Source organism: Pseudonocardia yunnanensis (genome assembly GCF_039534065.1).
Taxonomy (GTDB): Bacteria; Actinomycetota; Actinomycetes; order Mycobacteriales; family Pseudonocardiaceae; genus Pseudonocardia; species Pseudonocardia yunnanensis.
In genome coordinates this window covers 82,702-102,830 of the sequence record NZ_BAAAUS010000017.1, presented here as the reverse complement: position 1 = coordinate 102,830, position 20,129 = coordinate 82,702, and the positions used below count along the sequence as shown (strand labels likewise).

Annotated in this window: 12 protein-coding genes; 8 read left to right on the top strand and 4 right to left on the bottom strand. The window is 68.5% G+C overall.

Annotation, left to right across the window (positions count from 1 at the left end; translation table 11 throughout):
* The first annotated feature begins 43 nt into the window (after window positions 1-43).
* Window positions 44-430, top strand: coding sequence for a 50S ribosomal protein L7/L12 (gene rplL / locus ABD743_RS17200; RefSeq protein WP_344723080.1), 387 nt, complete (start codon window positions 44-46; stop codon window positions 428-430).
* Between the two features lie 77 nt (window positions 431-507).
* Here rplL and ABD743_RS17195 read toward each other — a convergent pair whose 3' ends face one another.
* The 3 genes from ABD743_RS17195 to ABD743_RS17185 all read right to left on the bottom strand — a co-directional run bounded on the left by ABD743_RS17195 (window position 508) and on the right by ABD743_RS17185 (window position 3,885).
* The gene (locus tag ABD743_RS17195) at window positions 508-1,182 is read right to left on the bottom strand and encodes a phosphoribosyltransferase (protein WP_379658901.1); all 675 of its coding nucleotides are present in this window, start codon (window positions 1,180-1,182) and stop codon (window positions 508-510) included.
* 71 nt (window positions 1,183-1,253) lie between these two features.
* A complete protein-coding gene (locus ABD743_RS17190) occupies window positions 1,254-2,915 on the bottom strand; it encodes a long-chain-fatty-acid--CoA ligase (RefSeq protein ID WP_344723078.1) in 1,662 nt (553 codons plus the stop codon).
* Between the two features lies 1 nt (window position 2,916).
* A complete protein-coding gene (locus tag ABD743_RS17185; protein WP_344723077.1) occupies window positions 2,917-3,885 on the bottom strand; it encodes a cyclase family protein in 969 nt (322 codons plus the stop codon).
* Window positions 3,886-4,503: 618 nt separating this feature from the next.
* Here ABD743_RS17185 and rpoB point away from each other — a divergent pair.
* Together rpoB and ABD743_RS17175 are read left to right on the top strand one after the other, a co-directional pair.
* Window positions 4,504-8,031, top strand: a complete 3,528-nt coding sequence (gene rpoB / locus ABD743_RS17180; protein ID WP_379658885.1) for a DNA-directed RNA polymerase subunit beta — start codon at window positions 4,504-4,506, stop codon at window positions 8,029-8,031.
* Window positions 8,032-8,069: 38 nt separating this feature from the next.
* The gene (locus ABD743_RS17175) at window positions 8,070-11,993 is read left to right on the top strand and encodes a DNA-directed RNA polymerase subunit beta' (RefSeq protein ID WP_344723076.1); all 3,924 of its coding nucleotides are present in this window, start codon (window positions 8,070-8,072) and stop codon (window positions 11,991-11,993) included.
* Between the two features lie 830 nt (window positions 11,994-12,823).
* Here ABD743_RS17175 and ABD743_RS17170 read toward each other — a convergent pair.
* The gene (locus tag ABD743_RS17170) at window positions 12,824-13,882 is read right to left on the bottom strand and encodes a hypothetical protein (RefSeq protein WP_344723075.1); all 1,059 of its coding nucleotides are present in this window, start codon (window positions 13,880-13,882) and stop codon (window positions 12,824-12,826) included.
* A 1,335-nt stretch (window positions 13,883-15,217) separates the two neighbouring features.
* On the opposite strand from ABD743_RS17170, the gene rpsL reads away from it, so the two are divergent.
* The 5 genes from rpsL to rpsJ all read left to right on the top strand — a co-directional run bounded on the left by rpsL (window position 15,218) and on the right by rpsJ (window position 20,126).
* Entirely contained in the window at window positions 15,218-15,592 is a 375-nt protein-coding gene (rpsL, locus tag ABD743_RS17165) for a 30S ribosomal protein S12 (RefSeq protein WP_094926672.1), read from the top strand.
* Window positions 15,592-16,062, top strand: a complete 471-nt coding sequence (rpsG, locus tag ABD743_RS17160; protein WP_241037433.1) for a 30S ribosomal protein S7 — start codon at window positions 15,592-15,594, stop codon at window positions 16,060-16,062. The genes rpsL and rpsG overlap by 1 nt, the downstream gene beginning before the upstream one ends.
* Before the next feature lie 45 nt (window positions 16,063-16,107).
* On the top strand, window positions 16,108-18,207 hold the full coding sequence (gene fusA, locus ABD743_RS17155) for an elongation factor G (RefSeq protein WP_344723074.1): 2,100 nt from the start codon (window positions 16,108-16,110) through the stop codon (window positions 18,205-18,207).
* Window positions 18,208-18,316: 109 nt separating this feature from the next.
* Complete coding sequence (gene tuf / locus ABD743_RS17150) at window positions 18,317-19,510, top strand: elongation factor Tu (protein WP_241037437.1); 1,194 nt, start codon at window positions 18,317-18,319, stop codon at window positions 19,508-19,510.
* 310 nt (window positions 19,511-19,820) lie between these two features.
* Window positions 19,821-20,126 carry a 30S ribosomal protein S10 gene (gene rpsJ, locus ABD743_RS17145; RefSeq protein WP_040804197.1) on the top strand — a complete coding sequence of 102 codons (306 nt, stop codon included), beginning with the start codon at window positions 19,821-19,823 and terminating at the stop codon, window positions 20,124-20,126.
* The last annotated feature ends 3 nt before the right edge of the window (window positions 20,127-20,129 follow it).

Sequence of the window (20,129 nt, the reverse complement as noted above, 5' to 3'; positions counted from 1 at the left end):
CCACCCCCCTGCGTAGTTACACCCCAAGAGAGGAAGCGCCACCATGGCGAAGCTGTCCACCGACGAGCTGCTCGAGGCCTTCAAGGACCTCACCCTGATCGAGCTTTCGGAGTTCGTGAAGAAGTTCGAGGAGACCTTCGACGTCACCGCGGCCGCCCCGGTTGCCGTCGCGGCCGCCGCAGGCCCCGCCGCCGCGGCTGAGGCCCCCGAGGAGAAGGACGAGTTCAACGTCGTCCTCGAGGCCGCCGGTGACAAGAAGATCCAGGTCATCAAGGTCGTCCGCGAGCTCGTCTCCGGCCTGGGCCTCAAGGAGGCCAAGGACCTCGTCGAGTCGGCCCCCAAGCCGATCCTCGAGGCCATTCCGAAGGAGGCGGCCGACGCCGCCAAGGCCAAGCTCGAGGACGCCGGCGCCAAGGTCAGCCTGAGCTGATCACCGCACACCGGTAGCACCACGCCGAGGGGCGGCACCCGATCCGGGTGCCGCCCCTCGCGCGTGAGCAGCCCTCTTCAACGCCCGGGGCTGTCAGCTCGCCGTGCGGCAGCCAGGATGGCGAGCACCTCGGCGTCGGGGGTCTGGCCGAAGTCCCGGTACCAACAGCTCACGGCCACCAGCACGGCCGGCGCTATGAGAGCCACGACGTCGTCGGCGGCACCTTCCGCCCGTAGGCGGTCCGCGGTGCCCGCCCGCCCCACCGGCACGGCCAGCACCACGGAGCGGGGGCTGTCGTCGCGCAGCCGGCGTAGCGCAGCGCGGGCGGTGACCCCGGTGGCGAGCCCATCGTCGACGAGCACCACGTCCCGGTCCGCGACAGGCACCACAGCAGCCACCTCCCTGTACCGCCGCAACTGCCGGGCCGCTTCCTCCTTCTCCCGTGCAACGGCCTCGGCCAGATCCGCGGCGGCCACGCGCGCACGGCGGAGCGAGGCAGGGTCCCAGTTGACGGGGCCGTCGGCGGTCACCGCGCCGAGCCCCCACTCCGGCTGAGCGGGTGCGCCGATCTTGCGTGCGACCGCCACGTCGAGCGGAGCGTGGAGAGCTGTGGCCACGCCGGCCGCAACCGGCACCCCGCCGCGCGCGAGGCCGAGCACGACGGGGTCGCACCATTTCCGTACGCGCAGGTCCGCGCCGAGCCGGGTGCCCGCCTCGGCGCGGTCGGCGAACACGGCTCGCCGCACGCGCATCCTCATGCGCTCCGGGTACCCGCCCGCAACGCTCCCGCGACGTCTCCGCGCCGCGGGAGCGTGCGTGTTTCTCAGGCCTGCTCGCGCGTGCGCAGCTCGCGGCGCAGGAGCTTGCCCGTCACCGTTTTCGGGATCTCGTCCAGGAACTCGACCTGCCGGGGGTACTTGTAGGCCGCCATCCGCTCCTTGGCGAACGCGATGAGCTCCTCCGCCGTCACCGACCGGCCCGGCCGCAGGCTGACGAACGCCTTGACCGTCTCGCCCCGGTATTCGTCCGGGACGCCCACCACCGCGGCCTCCCGCACCGCCTCGTGCTCGTAGAGCACGTCCTCGACCTCGCGCGGCCATACCTTGTAGCCGCCCGCGTTGATCTGGTCCTTCTTACGGTCGACGATGTAGAACCAGCCACGGTCGTCCATATAACCGACGTCGCCGGTGTGCAGGGCGCCCTTCGGGATGGCGGACGCGGTCTCGTCGGGCTTGTTCCAGTAGCCCGCGACGACCTGCGGCCCGGTCGTGACGATCTCGCCGATCTCTCCGGGCGGGAGGTCCTCGCCGTCGTCGCCGACGATGCGCACCACTGTGTTGTATATGGGGACGCCGACCGACAGCGCACCCGACGCCTTGTCCACCGGGGCCTCGACGCCTTCCGGCACGCCGTGCGACGGCGACGTGGTCTCCGTGAGCCCGTAGATGTTGTGGATGTACTGCCCGAAGGCCGCCGAGAACGCCGTGACGGTCGACGGCGGGATGGGTGCCCCGCCCGACCAGATCTTCGTCAGCGACGCCAGCGCGTCGCGTTCCGCGTTGGGGGCGTTCATCAGGGCGATGAACACCGTGATCGACCCGACCGTGAACGTCGGACGCTCGTCGCGGATGGTCTCGATCGCCATCGAGGGCTCGAAGCGGCAGAACAGCACCAGCGGTGCCCCGAGCAGCAGCGAGAGCGTGACATGGGCGATCAGACCGGTGATGTGGAAGAGCGGTGCGACGCCCAGCACGACGTCGTCCTGCCCGAGGCCGCACCACTGCCGGTAGGCCTGGCTGTTGAACACCACGTTCCCGTGGGTGTTCATCGCACCCTTCGGCGGGCCCGTGGTGCCGGAGGTATAGGTCAGGAACGCGGTGTCGTCGGGGGAGAAGGACACTGACGGCGGCCGCTGCCCGCGGAACCGGTCGATCAGCCCCGCCATGTCGACGGTGCCGGGCAGCTCGATCCGCTCGATCCCGCCGAGGATCCGGGAATCGTCGCGAGCCTGGTACTCCAGCTCCGACGTGGTGATCACCGTGGCCACTTCGGTGCGGTCCACCACCGCGGCCGCGACGTCGCGGTACAGGCCCTCCAGGCACACCAGCACCTTCGAGCCCGAGTCGCGCAGCAGCAGGTCCAGCTCGCGCGCCCGGTTCATCGGGTTGACGGAGACGGCGATGCCGCCTGCCTTCCAGGTGCCCACCATCGCGATGACGAACTGCGGCACGTTCTGCAGGTACAGCGCCACCCGGTCGCCAGCGGAGAACCCGGAGTCGAGCAGGCCCACCGCGAACGCGTCGGAGAGCTCGTCGAGCTCGCGCAGCGTGATCCGGCCGTCGAAGTAGCGGATGATGTCGCCGTCGGGATTGCGCCCCACCGCCGCCCGGAACATCGCCAGTGCGTCGGTGAACTCGGGTTCGATGTCGTGCGGCTGCCCGTCGGCGTAGAGCGGGAGCCACGGCCTCTCGTCGTAAGTGCCCATGTCAGCGGATCGCCACCGGGTTCACCGGGGCGCCGGTGCCGTTGACGATCTTCAGTGGCGCTGCCACGTAGAGGAAGCTCCAGCGGCCGTCGGCGGCGCAGGCATCGGCCAGGTCGTCGAGCCAGGCGATCTCGGTGAGCGCGACGCCGAGGTTGCGCATCAGCGCGCAGTGCAGCGGGAGCGCGATGCCCGAGCCCGGCTCGTAGGTCACCTCGTTCGCGATGGTGTCGGTGACGAGGTTGGGGATCTCGCGGTCCTTGAACCAGTCCACAAGTTCACGCGAGTAGGTGAGCCCCGGCTCGTTGAAGCCGTCGTAGAACTGCTCCTTGTCGTTGAGCTCGTACCAGTACTTCATGAAGCCGGTACGGACGCAGAGCACGTCGTGCGGCTCGATGGTGACGCCCTGGGCCTTGGCCGCGGCCTCCAGGTCGTCGTGGTCGAACGTCTCGCCCTTGTCCAGCCAGTCCTTGCCGCGGTGGCGCGCCATGTCCACCAGCACCCCGCGCCCCACCACGCCCTTCTCCGCGATCGGCAGCACGGAGGCCTTGTCCATCGCGCCCACGGTGGATCGGGCGTCGTAGCCGTTCCAGAGCTTGCCGTCGTACCAGACGTGCCCCAGCGCGTCGTACTGCGTGGAGCCCTGCAGGAAGATCTGAGCCGTGTCGTCGGCGTAGTGCAGGCCGCCGGGGAACTGTGGGGCGCCGTCGCCGTCCCACGTGCTCTCGTCCATGACGTTCTGCCGCTTGATGCTCTCCCGCCCCGGCCACAGTGGGTCGCCCGGGCTCTCGGCGCGGCCCATGTGGATCTGCAGGGTGAAGACCTCGCCCGTGCGCACCTGCTGAACGCCGCGGAGCGCCTCGCCCGCGTCGAGGTAGTTGAGGGACCCCAGCTCGTCGGCCGGGCCCCACCGGCCCCAGTTCGACGGGGCATCGGCACCCAGCAGATCAGCCATCGAGGGGGTGTCGGACATCGTTGTCTCCTCACCGGGGGGTGACCCCCGTCGGCCGGCGACGCCGGCCCTTGCCGTCGTCCAGGACGCGATCCTGATCGCGAGTCGAGCCTCTGGCGGGCGCAGCGGTGTGTCAAGGACCACCCGACCGGGTGGAGGGGCCCACGACCGGGTGCGGGCGGCAGGCGTGCGAGACTTGGCCGACGGACGGTCGGTTCAGCGGCCTCCGATACACCCCGCGGCCACCAGGCGCGATGTCTTCGCCGGTCATCCCGCGAAAAGGACCATTTACCGCCGCGTAGAGTCTTGACGCCGTGCGCCGGTCAGGTCACTCTTAGGTCTCGATGGTTGTCTCGGTGACCTGTCTCGACAGCCGCTGCGTTTGCAGCTAGACTGCCTCTTTGCGCTGCCCTCGTCCAGCCTCGCGTGCGCTCAGATGGAGTTCCCCCCACCGGGAGTCCGCCCCAGTGCTCGCGCGCGTCTGGTCGGGGGCTGCGCATGACAACAGACGGCGTGCCCCGGATCCCGCATCCGCGAGCCCGATCGGCCCGGACCTCCCGCCCGGGTCGGACGAGCAGACGGTAGCGCGCGGGAGCCGGTGCCCGCCAGACGAGAGCGCAGTTCTCGGAAGGACGCATCTTGGCTTCGTCCCGCGCCACCAGCCCCCTCGCGACCCACGTGCCGGCTGCCGTCTCGGCCAACCCGAGCTTCCCCGGGGCTCCCACCCGGGTCACCTTCGCGAAGATCCGCGAGCCCCTCGAGGTGCCCGATCTCCTCGATCTGCAGATTCAGTCGTTCGAGTGGCTGGTCGGCAACGAGGCCTGGTTCCAGCGACGGATCGATGCCGGCGACGAGAATCCGATGGGTGGCCTGGAGGAGATCCTCACGGAGATCTCTCCGATCGAGGATTTCTCCGGCTCGATGTCGCTGTCCTTCTCCGACCCCCGCTTCGACGAGGTCAAGGCCTCCGTCGAGGAGTGCCGGGACAAGGACATGACCTACGGTGCCCCGCTGTTCGTCACCGCGGAGTTCACCAACAACACCACCGGCGAGATCAAGAGCCAGACGGTGTTCATGGGTGACTTCCCGGTGATGACGGACAAGGGCACGTTCATCATCAACGGCACCGAGCGTGTCGTCGTCTCCCAGCTCGTCCGGTCGCCCGGCGTCTACTTCGATCACAGCATCGACAAGACGACGGAGAAGGACGTCTACTCGGTCAAGATCATCCCGAGCCGGGGTGCATGGCTCGAGTTCGACGTCGACAAGCGCGACACCGTCGGTGTCCGCATCGACCGCAAGCGCCGCCAGCCGGTCACCGTGCTGCTCAAGGCGCTGGGCTGGACCGCCGAGCAGATCCAGGCTCGCTTCGGGTTCTCCGAGACGATCATGGCCACGCTCGAGAAGGACCACACCGCCGGGCAGGACGAGGCGCTGCTCGACATCTACCGCAAGCTGCGCCCGGGCGAGCCGCCCACCCGCGAGAGCGCGCAGACCCTTCTGGAGAACCTGTTCTTCAAGGACAAGCGCTACGACCTCGCCAAGGTCGGCCGCTACAAGGCCAACAAGAAGCTCGGTCTCACCATCGAGACGTCGGTCGGCACGCTGACCGAGGAGGACATCGCCACCACCATCGAGTACCTCGTCCGGCTCCACGCCGGTGAGACCACGATGACGGTCGGCGCCGATGCCGAAGGCAACGGCGGCATCGAGGTACCCGTCGAGACCGACGACATCGACCACTTCGGCAACCGGCGCCTGCGCACGGTCGGCGAGCTGATCCAGAACCAGGTCCGTGTCGGCCTGTCCCGGATGGAGCGCGTCGTCCGCGAGCGGATGACCACCCAGGACGTCGAGGCGATCACGCCGCAGACCCTGATCAACATCCGCCCGGTCGTGGCGGCGATCAAGGAGTTCTTCGGTACGTCGCAGCTGTCGCAGTTCATGGACCAGCACAACCCGCTGGCCGGCCTCACACACAAGCGCCGTCTGTCGGCGCTGGGCCCCGGCGGTCTGTCCCGTGAGCGCGCGGGCTTCGAGGTCCGCGACGTGCACCCCAGCCACTACGGCCGGATGTGCCCGATCGAGACCCCTGAGGGTCCGAACATCGGCCTGATCGGGTCGCTGTCCACGTTTGCGCAGGTCAACCCGTTCGGGTTCATCCAGACCCCGTACCGCAAGGTCGACAACGGCCGGGTCACCACGCAGATCGACTACCTCACCGCCGACGAGGAGGACCGCTTCGTCATCGCGCAGGCCAACGCGCCTCTCGACGACGACGGCAACTTCCAGGAGGAGCGCGTCCTCGTTCGCCGCAAGGGCGGCGAGGTCGACTTCATCTCCCCGACCGGCGTCGACTACATCGACGTGTCGCCTCGGCAGATGGTGTCGGTCGCCACGGCGCTGATCCCGTTCCTCGAGCACGACGACGCCAACCGCGCGCTCATGGGTGCCAACATGCAGCGTCAGGCGGTGCCGCTGCTGCGCAGCGAGTCGCCGCTGGTGGGCACGGGTATGGAGCTTCGCGCCGCGGTCGACGCCGGTGACGTTCTGGTCGCCGACAAGGCCGGTGTGGTCGAGGAGCTCTGCGCCGACTACATCACGGTCATGGCCGACGACGGCACGCGCACCACGTACCGGCTGAACAAGTTCCGCCGGTCCAACCAGGGCACGTGCAACAACCAGAAGCCGATCATCGACGAGGGCGACCGCGTCGAGGCCGGTCAGGTCATCGCCGACGGGCCGTGCACCGAGAACGGTGAGATGGCCCTGGGCAAGAACCTGCTCGTGGCGATCATGCCGTGGGAGGGCCACAACTACGAGGACGCGATCATCCTCTCGCAGCGCCTGGTGCAGGACGACGTGCTCACGTCGATCCACATCGAGGAGCACGAGATCGATGCCCGCGACACCAAGCTGGGCGCCGAGGAGATCACCCGGGACATCCCGAACGTCTCCGAGGAGGTGCTCGCCGACCTCGACGAGCGCGGAATCATCCGCATCGGCGCCGAGGTGCAGCCGGGCGACATCCTGGTCGGAAAGGTCACGCCGAAGGGCGAGACCGAGCTGACCCCGGAGGAGCGCCTGCTGCGTGCGATCTTCGGTGAGAAGGCGCGCGAGGTGCGCGACACCTCGCTGAAGGTGCCGCACGGCGAGAACGGCAAGGTCATCGGCATCCGGGTCTTCTCCCGCGACGACGAGGACGAGCTGGCTCCCGGCGTCAACGAGCTGGTGCGCGTCTACGTGGCCCAGAAGCGCAAGATCCAGGACGGCGACAAGCTCGCCGGCCGCCACGGCAACAAGGGCGTCATCGGCAAGATCCTTCCCGCCGAGGACATGCCGTTCATGGAGGACGGCACCCCGGTCGACATCATCCTGAACACCCACGGTGTGCCTCGACGGATGAACATCGGCCAGGTGCTGGAGACCCACCTCGGGTGGATCGCCAAGTCCGGATGGGAGATCGAGGGCAAGCCCGACTGGGCGTCGAAGATGCCCGAGGACCTCTACACCGTGCCCGCCGGCACGAAGACGGCCACGCCGGTCTTCGACGGCGCCAAGGAGAACGAGATCACCGGTCTCCTCGGCTCCACGCTGCCCAACCGTGACGGCGAGCGGATGGTCAAGTCCGACGGAAAGGCCCAGCTGTTCGACGGGCGTTCCGGGGAGCCGTACCCGTTCCCGGTGGCCGTCGGCTACATGTACATCCTGAAGCTGGCCCACCTCGTCGACGACAAGATCCACGCCCGGTCCACCGGTCCGTACTCGATGATCACGCAGCAGCCCCTGGGCGGTAAGGCCCAGTTCGGTGGCCAGCGGTTCGGCGAGATGGAGTGCTGGGCGATGCAGGCCTACGGCGCGGCCTACACGCTGCAGGAACTGCTCACGATCAAGTCCGACGACGTCGTCGGCCGAGTGAAGGTGTACGAGGCCATCGTCAAGGGCGAGAACATCCCCGAGCCGGGAATCCCGGAGTCGTTCAAGGTGCTGCTGAAGGAGCTCCAGTCGCTCTGCCTGAACGTCGAGGTGCTCTCGAGCGACGGCGCGGCGATCGAGATGCGCGACACCGACGACGAGGACCTGGAGCGGGCCGCGGCGAACCTGGGCATCAACCTGTCCAGCCGTCCCGGTTCCGACTCGATGACCGTCGACGACGTCGTCAACTGATCCCGCCCAGAGCCGAATAACGAACGAAGGACACGAATTTGCTCGACGTCAACTTCTTCGACGAGTTGCGCATCGGCCTGGCCACTGCTGAGGACATCCGCCAGTGGTCCCACGGCGAGGTGAAGAAGCCCGAGACCATCAACTACCGCACCCTCAAGCCGGAGAAGGACGGGCTCTTCTGCGAGAAGATCTTCGGCCCCACCCGTGACTGGGAGTGCTACTGCGGTAAGTACAAGCGCGTCCGCTTCAAGGGCATCATCTGCGAGCGCTGCGGCGTGGAGGTCACGCGCGCCAAGGTGCGTCGTGAGCGGATGGGCCACATCGAGCTGGCCGCCCCGGTCACGCACATCTGGTACTTCAAGGGTGTGCCGAGCCGCCTTGGCTACCTGCTCGACCTGGCGCCCAAGGACCTCGAGAAGATCATCTACTTCGCGGCCTACGTCATCACCTCGGTGAACAAGGAGCTGCGCCACACCGACATGTCCACGCTCGAGAACGAGATGAGCGTGGAGCGCAAGCGGGTGGAGCAGCGCCGTGACGCCGACCTGGAGGCGCGGGCCCAGAAGCTCGAGGCCGACCTGGCCGAGCTGGAGGCGGAGGGCGCCAAGAGCGACGTCCGCCGCAAGGTCAAGGAGGGTGGCGAGCGCGAGATGCGCCAGCTCCGCGACCGTGCCCAGCGCGAGCTGGACCGGCTCGAGGAGATCTGGACCACCTTCTCGAAGCTCGATGTGCAGCAGCTGATCGCGGACGAGGGGCTCTACCGCGAGCTCTACGACCGCTACGGCGACTACTTCACCGGGGCGATGGGCGCCGAGGCGATCCAGACCCTGCTGCAGAACTTCGACATCCCGGCCGAGGCCGAGAACCTGCGGGAGACCATCCGCAGCGGCAAGGGGCAGAAGAAGCTCCGCGCCCTCAAGCGTCTCAAGGTCGTCGCGGCGTTCCAGACCACGGGCAACAGCCCGATGGGCATGGTGCTCGACTGCGTCCCGGTCATCCCGCCGGACCTGCGCCCGATGGTGCAGCTCGACGGTGGCCGCTTCGCCACGTCCGACCTGAACGACCTGTACCGCCGGGTCATCAACCGCAACAACCGCCTCAAGCGACTGATCGACCTCGGCGCGCCCGAGATCATCGTCAACAACGAGAAGCGGATGCTGCAGGAGGCCGTCGACGCGCTGTTCGACAACGGCCGTCGCGGCCGTCCGGTCACCGGACCGGGCAACCGCCCGCTCAAGTCGCTGTCCGACCTGCTCAAGGGCAAGCAGGGCCGGTTCCGCCAGAACCTGCTCGGCAAGCGCGTCGACTACTCCGGCCGTTCGGTCATCGTGGTCGGCCCGCAGCTGAAGCTGCACCAGTGCGGCCTGCCCAAGCAGATGGCGCTGGAGCTGTTCAAGCCGTTCGTCATGAAGCGGCTGGTCGACCTCAACCACGCGCAGAACATCAAGTCCGCGAAGCGCATGGTCGAGCGTGGCCGCTCGCAGGTGTGGGACGTGCTGGAAGAGGTCATCTCCGAGCACCCGGTGCTGCTGAACCGTGCACCGACCCTGCACCGCCTCGGTATCCAGGCCTTCGAGCCGCAGCTGGTGGAGGGCAAGGCCATCCAGCTGCACCCGCTGGTCTGCGAGGCGTTCAACGCCGACTTCGACGGTGACCAGATGGCGGTGCACCTGCCGCTGTCGGCCGAGGCGCAGTCCGAGGCCCGGGTTCTGATGCTGTCCAGCAACAACATCCTGTCGCCCGCCTCCGGGCGGCCGCTGGCGATGCCGCGTCTGGACATGGTCACGGGCCTGTTCCACCTCAGCCGGCTGCGCGACGGCGCCACGGGCTCCGGTCAGGTGTACTCCTCGCCGGCCGAGGCGATCATGGCCTACGACCGCAAGGCACTCCACCTGCAGGCGCCGATCAAGATCCGGCTCACCGAGGCGGTCCCGCCTGCGGACGTCGCCGCGAAGCTGGGTGCCGATGGCTGGCAGCCGGGCTCACAGTGGCTCGCCGAGACCACGCTGGGCCGCGTGCTGTTCAACGAGCTCCTGCCGAGCGACTACCCGTTCGTCAACGAGCAGCTGCCGAAGAAGCGCCAGGCCGCGATCATCAACGACCTGGCCGAGCGCTACTCGATGACCGAGGTCGCGCAGGTGCTCGACCGCCTCAAGGATGCCGGCTTCTACTGGGCCACACGGTCCGGTGTCACCATGGCCGTCTCCGACGTCGTCGTGCCGCCGAACAAGCAGCAGATCCTCGACGGCTACGAGGTCAAGGCCGACCAGGTCAACAAGCGCTACCAGCGGGGCGCACTGTCCCACCAGGAGCGCAACGACGAGATGGTCAAGATCTGGAGCCAGGCCTCCGAAGAGGTGGCCAGGGCGATGGAGGAGAACTTCCCCGAGGACAACCCGATCCCGACGATCGTGAAGTCGGGCGCGGCGGGCAACATGACCCAGGTCCGGCAGCTCGCCGGTATGCGTGGTCTGGTGGCCAACCCGAAGGGTGAGTACATCCCCCGTCCGATCAAGGCCAACTTCCGTGAGGGCCTGTCGGTGCTGGAGTACTTCATCTCCACGCACGGCACCCGCAAGGGTCTGGCGGACACCGCGCTGCGCACGGCCGACTCGGGCTACCTGACCCGTCGTCTGGTGGACGTGTCGCAGGACGTCATCGTCCGCGAGGTCGACTGCGGCACCGAGCGCAGCATCACGATGCCCGTCACGGAGGAGACCAGCGACGGTCGCCTCATCCCGCACCGCTACCTGCGCACCTCGGTGTACGCCCGCTCGTCCGCCGAGGACGTCACGGGTCCCGACGGCGAGTTCGTCGTCCGGCGCGGCGACGACCTGGGCGACCCCGCCCTCGACGCGCTGGTTGCGGCCGGTGTCCGGCAGATCAAGGTGCGCAGCGCCCTGACCTGCACGTCGGCCACCGGCATCTGCGGCATGTGCTACGGCCGCTCGATGGCCACCGGCAAGCTGGTGGACGTCGGCGAGGCGGTCGGCATCGTCGCGGCGCAGTCGATCGGTGAGCCCGGCACGCAGCTGACGATGCGTACCTTCCACACCGGTGGTGTGGCGGGAGACGACATCACGACCGGTCTGCCCCGTGTGCAGGAGCTCTTCGAGGCTCGCGTCCCGAAGGGCAAGGCGCCGATCGCCGACGTCGACGGCCGCATTGCGATCGAGGACGGCGAGCGCTTCTGGAAGATCACCCTCACCCCGGACGACGGTGGCGAGGAGATCGTCTACGAGAAGCTGTCGAAGCGGCAGTGGCTGGCCATGACCACGGTCGACGGCCAGGAGCGTCCGCTCGCCGACGGCGACCACGTGCACGTGGGCCAGCTGCTCCTCGAGGGCACGGCCGACCCGCACGAGGTGCTGCGTGTCATGGGCCCGCGCGAGGTGCAGCTGCACCTGGTGCGTGAGGTGCAGAAGGTGTACCGCACGCAGAGCGTGGACATCCACGACAAGCACATCGAGGTCATCGTCCGCCAGATGCTGCGGCGGGTCACGATCATCGACTCCGGCGCTACGGAGTTCCTGCCCGGTGCACTTGCCGAGCGGGCCGACTTCGAGACGCAGAACCGCCAGGTGGTGGCCGAGGGCGGCGAGCCGGCCTCCGGTCGCCCGGTCCTCATGGGGATCACGAAGGCCTCGCTGGCAACGGAGTCGTGGCTGTCCGCGGCCTCGTTCCAGGAGACCACCCGGATCCTCACCGATGCCGCGATCAACGGAAAGCGCGACAAGCTCGTCGGGCTGAAGGAGAACGTGATCATCGGCAAGCTGATCCCGGCCGGCACCGGCATCAACCGGTACCGCAACATCCAGGTCCAGCCCACGGAGGAGGCCCGCGCGGCCGCCTACGCGCTGCCGAGCTACGACGACGGCTACTACAGCCCCGACGTGTTCGGCACGGGCACCGGTGCCGCGGTGCCGCTGGACGACTACGACTTCGGACGCGACTACCGCTAACCGGTAGGCGCATCGGGCCCTCCGCGACGGCGGAGGGCCCGATGCCGAAGGCAGGTCCCGAACGGGGCCGGATACCGCTCTCCCGTGGCGGTGTCCGGCCCCGTTGGTGTTTCCGGGCCCGGACGAACGGCCCCTTCGCCCGCTAGGTCTGGATGAACGTGCCGCTGGTCCGGTCCGCTCAGACCCGGGCTGGGGCTCGGCTTGCGCCGGGCCCTTGGGTTCCTGGACGAGCGGCGCAGTCGTCCAATAGGTCTGGGCGAGCGTGCCGCTCGTTCGGCCGGTTGGGGTGCGGGCCGGGGTTCGTGGTGGCGCGGGTTCGTGGGTTGCGTACGAGTGGCGCGGTGGTCTCTTAGGTTCGGACGAGCGTGCCGCTCGTCCGGCCGGTTTCGGCGCTGGTCCAGGTGCTGGGGTGGTGCGGGGTGCGGGGGTACGGGTGGGGCCGTCGTGCGATAGGTCTGGATGAGTGTGCCGCTCGTTCGGTCCGCTCAGGTCCGGAGCGGGTTTCCGTATGTGCGGGGTGGGCTTCGTTGGGTCTGGGCGGGTGTGCCGCTGGGCCGGCCAGGGCGCAAGGCCCGGGGGTACGTGGCAATGCGCGTTCACGCGATGTGTACGAGTGGCGCGGTGGTCCACTAGGCCTGGACGGGCGTGCCGCTCGTCCGGTCGGTTTGGGGTGCGCGGTCGGGGTTCGTGGTGGCGCGGGTTCGTGGGTTGCGTACGAGTGGCGCGGTGGTCTCTTAAGTTCGGGCGAGCGTGCCGCTCGTCCGGTCCGCTCAGGCCCGGAGCCTGAGCTCGTGGTGGTGCGGGTTGCCTACGAGCGGCGCGGTGGACCGTCAGGTCTGGACGGGCGTGCCGGTCGTCCAGGCGCTGTCTAGGGCCTTTGTACGAGTGGCCTTGTCGTCCGATAGGGATGGGCGAGCGGGTCGCCCGAGCCCCGGAGCCGGGATCGCAATGAGTGGCGGTCTTGGGCGGCAGGCCGCGTTGTGATACGTGCGACGCAGTTCGTCGACTGCATCCCGGCTGCGATGGACCAGCTTCGACGGTTGGGTGTGCAGCACGACCACATTCGCGGCGGTCATCGCGGCGTGCCGGTCGAGGGTGCGCTCGTAGTCGGCCGGGCTCAGGTGCCATTCCGTGGAATCGATCTCCCAGGCCATGCCGACGTCGTCGAACCAGGCGTCCGGCATTGCGATGAACCGCCCGGTGTGGTCGTAGAGGGCCGGGTTCCACAGGGGTGCAGGCAGCCCGCTCCGCAGCACGAGAGCCCGCGCCTCCGCCTCGGCTGCCGACCGCACCCCGTCGCCGATCTCCGCGAGGACCGTTCGGGGCAGGGCGCTTCCCCGGCCGCTCCCCAGGTCCAGCTCGGCTCCGAGGTCAGCCGGGGTGCAGCGCCCGCGCTGGACGACCTCGGCGAGGGTGCCGCGCACCTGGTCGCGGTCGCCGATCCGGCGAACGGCGTCGAGGGCGGCCCGTGGGATCGGTGCGAGAGGCCACCGACCGGGAACGGCGGACGGGAGCCGCTCGGTGCGCTCGACGAGGACGAGACCCGAACCCGATCGGCGCCGCTCGGTGGGCACGAGCACGTGCACGGGACCCGACGGCTGCGGCATCCGTTCCATCCCGTGCAGCTCGAGCGCATCGAGCCCTGTGAGCACGGCTCTGTGACCGGCGTGCAGGAGCGCCGCGCGCCGCCGGTCGGCACGGGTGGGCGGGCCGTTGTCGAGCTTGACCACCCCGGGGACCATCCGCCGCCACGGTCCGCCGGCACGGCAGCGGTGCGCGATCGTGCTGCGAGCGAGGCCGAGGCGGACCAGGTCGTCGACGCGCACCACCGTGGCGCCGCAGAGGGTGGCGAACTCGTCGGTCCGTAGAAGGTTCGATCGTCGAGGCACAAGGGCGATGTTGAGGCGGGGAGCCCAGGGACGGGGAGGCGAGACGCAACCTGTGGATCGACGGCACCCCTTGTGGATAACTCAGCGCGTCCGAGCCGCCCACCCGCCTGATCGGCGCGCACGAATGTGCCGCTCGTTCAGCGGCGGGAGGTGCGCGGGGGCGCGAGCTGGGGCGCAGGGCCGGAGCGCCGGGACGGGCGGCACGTTCCGTGCGACAGGTCTGGGCGGACGTGCCGTTCGAACAGCAAAGAGGCTGCACCGTGGGCCCAGGCAGAGGCACCGGCTGGGGCGTCGCAACGAGCGGCCCGCTCGTCCGGTAGGTCTGGACGGGAGTGCCGCTCGTTCAGAAGTGGGTGCTGCACCGGGGTGCTGGGCTGGGACAGGTCGAAGGGCTCGCCCATCCGCAGGTCTGAGCGGTACCGGCATGGGAACCGGGCGTAAGGGCTGGGCCGGGGCCCGCGGGATGGGTGGCCCGCCCATCCGATAGGTCCGGACGGCCGTGCCGTTCGATCGGGCTGGGAGCTGCATCGGGAACCCGTGTGCGGGCGCGTCGCTGGGCTCGCCGGGGACGAGTGTGCCGCTCATCCGATAGGTCTGGACGAGGGTGCCGTTCGTTCAGCCGCGGTCGCTCCCTCCGCAGGTGCCAGGTTCTTGGCGGCGCTCAGGAGTTGCAACGGGGTGCTGGGCCGATGAGCGGGCCGCTCGCCCGATAGGTCTGGACGGGAGTGCCGTTCGTCCAGTGCCTGCGTTGCATCCGGGGCCAGGCTGGGTGCCCGGACGGGCGGGTCGTTCGGGCCGTAGATCCGGACGGGCGGGCCGTTCGAGCGGCGGCGGGCTGCGGGCGGCGGGGCGGGAATGCGCGGGTCGCTCGGCGTGTTGTTCTATGCGGTACGGGGGGCGTCATGCTCGTCGTCGCGGTTGCGGCGAGCGGGGGTTTCCGAGCGGCGAGCGGGCGTGCCCTCTTGCGGCTTACGAGGTGTTCAGGCACCCTGCTCGTACCGGCAGGGCGCCGCTGAGGACCCGTTTTGACCCCCTTCCTGGGGGGCGGGTACTCTGTTGTCTTGCGCTCGACCACGGTCGGGCCGATCTGCGTGCCCTGTGGTCGCCGATCCCGCACACTCGTGTGAGAGCGGCCCGCTGGGTCCGCGGGCCCCCCGGCCCTCGTGAGGTCCCCGATCTCATCGCTTGGTGCCCGGGCAGCAGTACGTCCGATCTTGGGACACGCCCGACCTCGGGGGTGGGCGACCGGCGCAGCCCGGTCTCTTCCCACCGAGCCGCACCAGCACGTACCACCAGCACAGATAGAGCACATCGACGGGAAGAAGCAGACGGTTCATGCCCACGATCCAGCAGCTGGTCCGCAAGGGCCGTCAGGACAAGGTCGGGAAGACCAAGACCGCAGCGCTCAAGGGAAGCCCCCAGCGCCGCGGGGTGTGCACGCGCGTGTACACCACGACGCCCAAGAAGCCGAACTCCGCGCTGCGCAAGGTCGCGCGCGTGCGGCTCAGCAGCGAGATCGAGGTCACGGCCTACATCCCGGGTGAGGGCCACAACCTCCAGGAGCACTCGATCGTGCTGGTGCGTGGGGGCCGGGTGAAGGATCTGCCCGGCGTTCGCTACAAGATCATCCGTGGTTCGCTCGACACCCAGGGTGTCCGCAACCGCAAGCAGTCCCGCAGCCGCTACGGCGCGAAGAAGGAGAAGAGCTGATGCCCCGCAAGGGTCCCGCTCCGAAGCGGCCGCTGGTCTCCGACCCGGTCTACAACTCCCCGCTTGTCACCCAGCTGGTGAACAAGGTGCTCCAGGACGGCAAGCGCTCGCTCGCCGAGCGCATCGTCTACGCCGCGCTGGAGGGCACCCGGGAGAAGACCGGCACCGACCCGGTCGTCACGCTCAAGCGCGCGCTGGACAACGTGAAGCCGGCTCTCGAGGTGCGCAGCCGCCGCGTCGGTGGCGCCACCTACCAGGTGCCGATCGAGGTCCGGGCCGTCCGGCAGACCACGCTCGGCCTGCGCTGGCTGGTGTCCTACGCGGGGCAGCGCCGTGAGAAGACAATGGTCGACCGGCTGATGAACGAGCTGCTCGACGCGAGCAACGGACTGGGCGCCAGCGTGAAGCGGCGCGAGGACATGCACAAGATGGCGGAGTCGAACCGAGCCTTCGCCCACTACCGCTGGTGACGGGCCGATCGTCCGCGCCAACCTGCTGAGGGAAGCGAGCTAAAAGTGGCACGGGACGTGCTGACGGACCTGGGCAAGGTCCGCAACATCGGCATCATGGCGCACATCGACGCCGGCAAGACCACCACCACCGAGCGGATCCTGTTCTACACCGGGGTCAACTACAAGATCGGTGAGGTCCACGACGGCGCGGCCACGATGGACTGGATGGAGGAGGAGCAGAAGCGCGGCATCACGATCACGTCCGCCGCCACCACCTGCTTCTGGAAAGACCACCAGATCAACCTCATCGACACCCCCGGACACGTCGACTTCACCGTCGAGGTGGAGCGCAACCTGCGGGTGCTCGACGGCGCCGTCGCGGTGTTCGACGGCAAGGAGGGCGTGGAGCCGCAGTCCGAGCAGGTCTGGCGGCAGGCCACGAAGTACGACGTTCCCCGCATCTGCTTCGTCAACAAGATGGACAAGCTGGGCGCGGACTTCTACTTCACCGTCAGCACGATCCAGGACCGGCTGAACGCCAAGCCGCTGCCGATCCAGCTGCCCATCGGTTCCGAGAACGACTTCATCGGCGTCGTCGACCTGGTCGAGATGCGCGCGCTCACGTGGCGCGGCGAGGTCCAGAAGGGCGAGGACTACGCAGTCGAGGAGATCCCCGCGGATCTCGCCGACCGCGCCGCCGAGTACCGGGAGAAGCTGGTCGAGGCCGTCGCCGAGACCGACGACGCGCTCATGGAGCTCTACCTCGGTGGCGAGGAGCTCTCCGTCGAGCAGGTCAAGCAGGGCATCCGCAGGATCGTGAACAACCGGAGCGCCTACCCGGTGCTCTGCGGTTCGGCGTTCAAGAACAAGGGCGTGCAGCCCCTGCTCGACGCCGTGATCGACTACCTGCCGTCGCCGCTGGACCTGCCGCCGGTCGAGGGCACGCTGACGGACGGGGAGACCCCGGCCTTCCGCAAGCCCACCAAGGAAGAGCCGTTCTCCGCGCTGGCCTTCAAGATCGCCGCGCACCCGTTCTTCGGCAAGCTGACCTACGTCCGGGTGTACTCGGGCCGGGTCGCCGCGGGCTCCCAGGTCATCAACTCGACCAAGGACCGCAAGGAGCGCATCGGGAAGATCTTCCAGATGCACGCCAACAAGGAGAACCCCGTCGATGAGGCCATGGTCGGCCACATCTACGCGGTGATCGGCCTGAAGGACACCACCACCGGCGACACGCTGAGTGACCCGCAGTCGCCGATCGTGCTGGAGTCGATGACCTTCCCGGACCCGGTGATCCAGGTCGCGGTGGAGCCGAAGACCAAGGCCGACCAGGAGAAGCTGTCCACGGCGATCCAGAAGCTCGCCGAGGAGGACCCGACGTTCCAGGTCTCCCTGGACGAGGACTCCGGCCAGACGATCCTCGCCGGCATGGGTGAGCTGCACCTCGAGGTGCTGGTCAACCGCATGAAGAGCGACTTCAAGGTCGAGGCCAACATCGGCAAGCCGCAGGTTGCCTACCGCGAGACGATCCGTCGCGCGGTCGACAAGTACGAGTACACGCACAAGAAGCAGACCGGTGGTTCGGGCCAGTTCGCTCGGGTCATCGTCAAGCTGGAGCCGCTCAGCACGGCGGACGGTGCGCTGTACGAGTTCGAGAACAAGGTCACCGGTGGCCGTATCCCGCGGGAGTACATCCCGTCGGTGGACGCCGGCGCCCAGGATGCCATGCAGTACGGCGTGCTCGCGGGCTACCCGCTGGTCGGGATCAAGCTCACGCTGCTCGACGGTCAGTACCACGAGGTCGACTCGTCCGAGATGGCCTTCAAGGTCGCCGGTTCGATGGTCCTGAAGGAGGCTGCGCGCAAGGCCGACCCGGCCCTGCTCGAGCCGATGATGGCCGTCGAGGTCACGACGCCCGAGGACTACATGGGCGACGTGATCGGCGACCTCAACTCCCGCCGTGGCCAGATCCAGGCCATGGAGGAGCGGGCTGGTGCCCGCGTCGTCAAGGCGCTGGTGCCGCTCTCCGAGATGTTCGGTTACGTCGGTGACCTCCGGTCGCGGACTCAGGGCCGGGCGAACTACACGATGGTCTTCGACTCCTACGCGGAGGTCCCGACCAACGTGGCCAAGGAGATCATCGCCAAGGCCACGGGCGAGTAAGAGGCACGTGCCGCGGACGGGTACCGTCCGCGGCTCGTACCGGCACCACTACACAGACGACCTGCCGTCAGCACGGCGGACACGTACACCAGTCCAGGAGGATCCCCCAGTGGCGAAGGCGAAGTTCGAGCGGACCAAGCCGCACGTCAACATCGGCACCATCGGTCACATCGACCACGGCAAGACCACGCTGACGGCGGCAATCACCAAGGTTTTGCACGACAAGTACCCGAACCTCAACGAGGCTTCGGCGTTCGACCAGATCGACAAGGCTCCCGAGGAGCGTCAGCGCGGTATCACCATCTCGATCGCGCACGTCGAGTACCAGACGGAGAAGCGCCACTACGCGCACGTCGACTGCCCCGGGCACGCCGACTACATCAAGAACATGATCACCGGTGCGGCGCAGATGGACGGCGCCATCCTGGTGGTCGCCGCCACCGACGGCCCCATGCCGCAGACGCGTGAGCACGTGCTGCTCGCCCGTCAGGTCGGGGTGCCCTACATCGTCGTGGCGCTGAACAAGGCCGACATGGTCGACGACGAGGAGATCCTCGAGCTCGTCGAGCTGGAGGTCCGCGAGCTGCTGTCGTCGCAGGAGTACCCGGGCGACGACCTCCCGATCGTGCGTGTCTCGGCGCTCAAGGCGCTCGAGGGCGACGCCGAGTGGGGCGCCAAGCTGCTCGAGCTCATGGACGCGGTCGACGAGTCGATCCCGGAGCCGGAGCGCGACACCGAGAAGCCGTTCCTCATGCCCGTCGAGGACGTCTTCACGATCACCGGTCGCGGCACCGTGGTCACCGGCCGTATCGAGCGCGGCATCGTGAAGGTGAACGAGGAGGTCGAGATCGTCGGCATCCGCGAGAAGTCGACCAAGACCACCGTCACCGGTGTCGAGATGTTCCGCAAGATCCTCGACGAGGGTCGCGCGGGTGAGAACGTGGGTCTGCTCCTCCGCGGTATCAAGCGCGAGGACGTCGAGCGCGGCCAGGTCGTCGTCAAGCCGAACTCGATCACCCCGCACACGGAGTTCGAGGCGCAGGTCTACATCCTGTCCAAGGACGAGGGCGGCCGTCACACGCCGTTCTTCAACAACTACCGCCCGCAGTTCTACTTCCGCACCACGGACGTGACGGGCGTCGTGACCCTGCCCAGCGGCACCGAGATGGTCATGCCGGGCGACAACACCTCGATCAGCGTCTCGCTGATCCAGCCGATCGCCATGGAGGAGGGCCTGCAGCTCGCCATCCGCGAGGGCGGCCGCACCGTTGGCGCCGGTCAGGTCACGAAGATCAACAAGTAGGTAGTACCCCCCGGTCGAGGGCGCCACGCTGACGTGTGGCATCCTTGACGGGTTGTGCGTAGGGCCTGGTGCGCGCAGATGTAGAAGTCCGCGCGCACCAGGTCCGGACGCCGACCCTCGAGCACAGCGACCCCCCAGGGGGACGCGGGTGATCCGGGAACTGGTCTGCGAGTAGGGCGCGACACGCCCGACCTCGTGGACCGGAGCCATGCGGAGTGAGACCAACCGATGGAGGGCAGGGCTCCTCCACGTGTGCGCCACCCGGAGCACGCGTACATGAGCGGCAGGAAGAAGAGGACGACCGACGACCATGGCGGGACAAAAGATCCGCATCAGGCTGAAGGCCTATGACCACGAGGCCATCGACGCCTCCGCGCGCAAGATCGTGGAGACCGTCACGCGCACGGGTGCGCGGGTCGTCGGGCCGGTGCCGCTGCCGACGGAGAAGAACATCTACTGCGTCATCCGTTCGCCGCACAAGTACAAGGACTCGCGCGAGCACTTCGAGATGCGCACCCACAAGCGGCTGATCGACATCCTCGACCCGACGCCCAAGACGGTTGACGCGCTCATGCGCATCGACCTGCCGGCGAGCGTCGACGTCAACATCCAGTAGGGC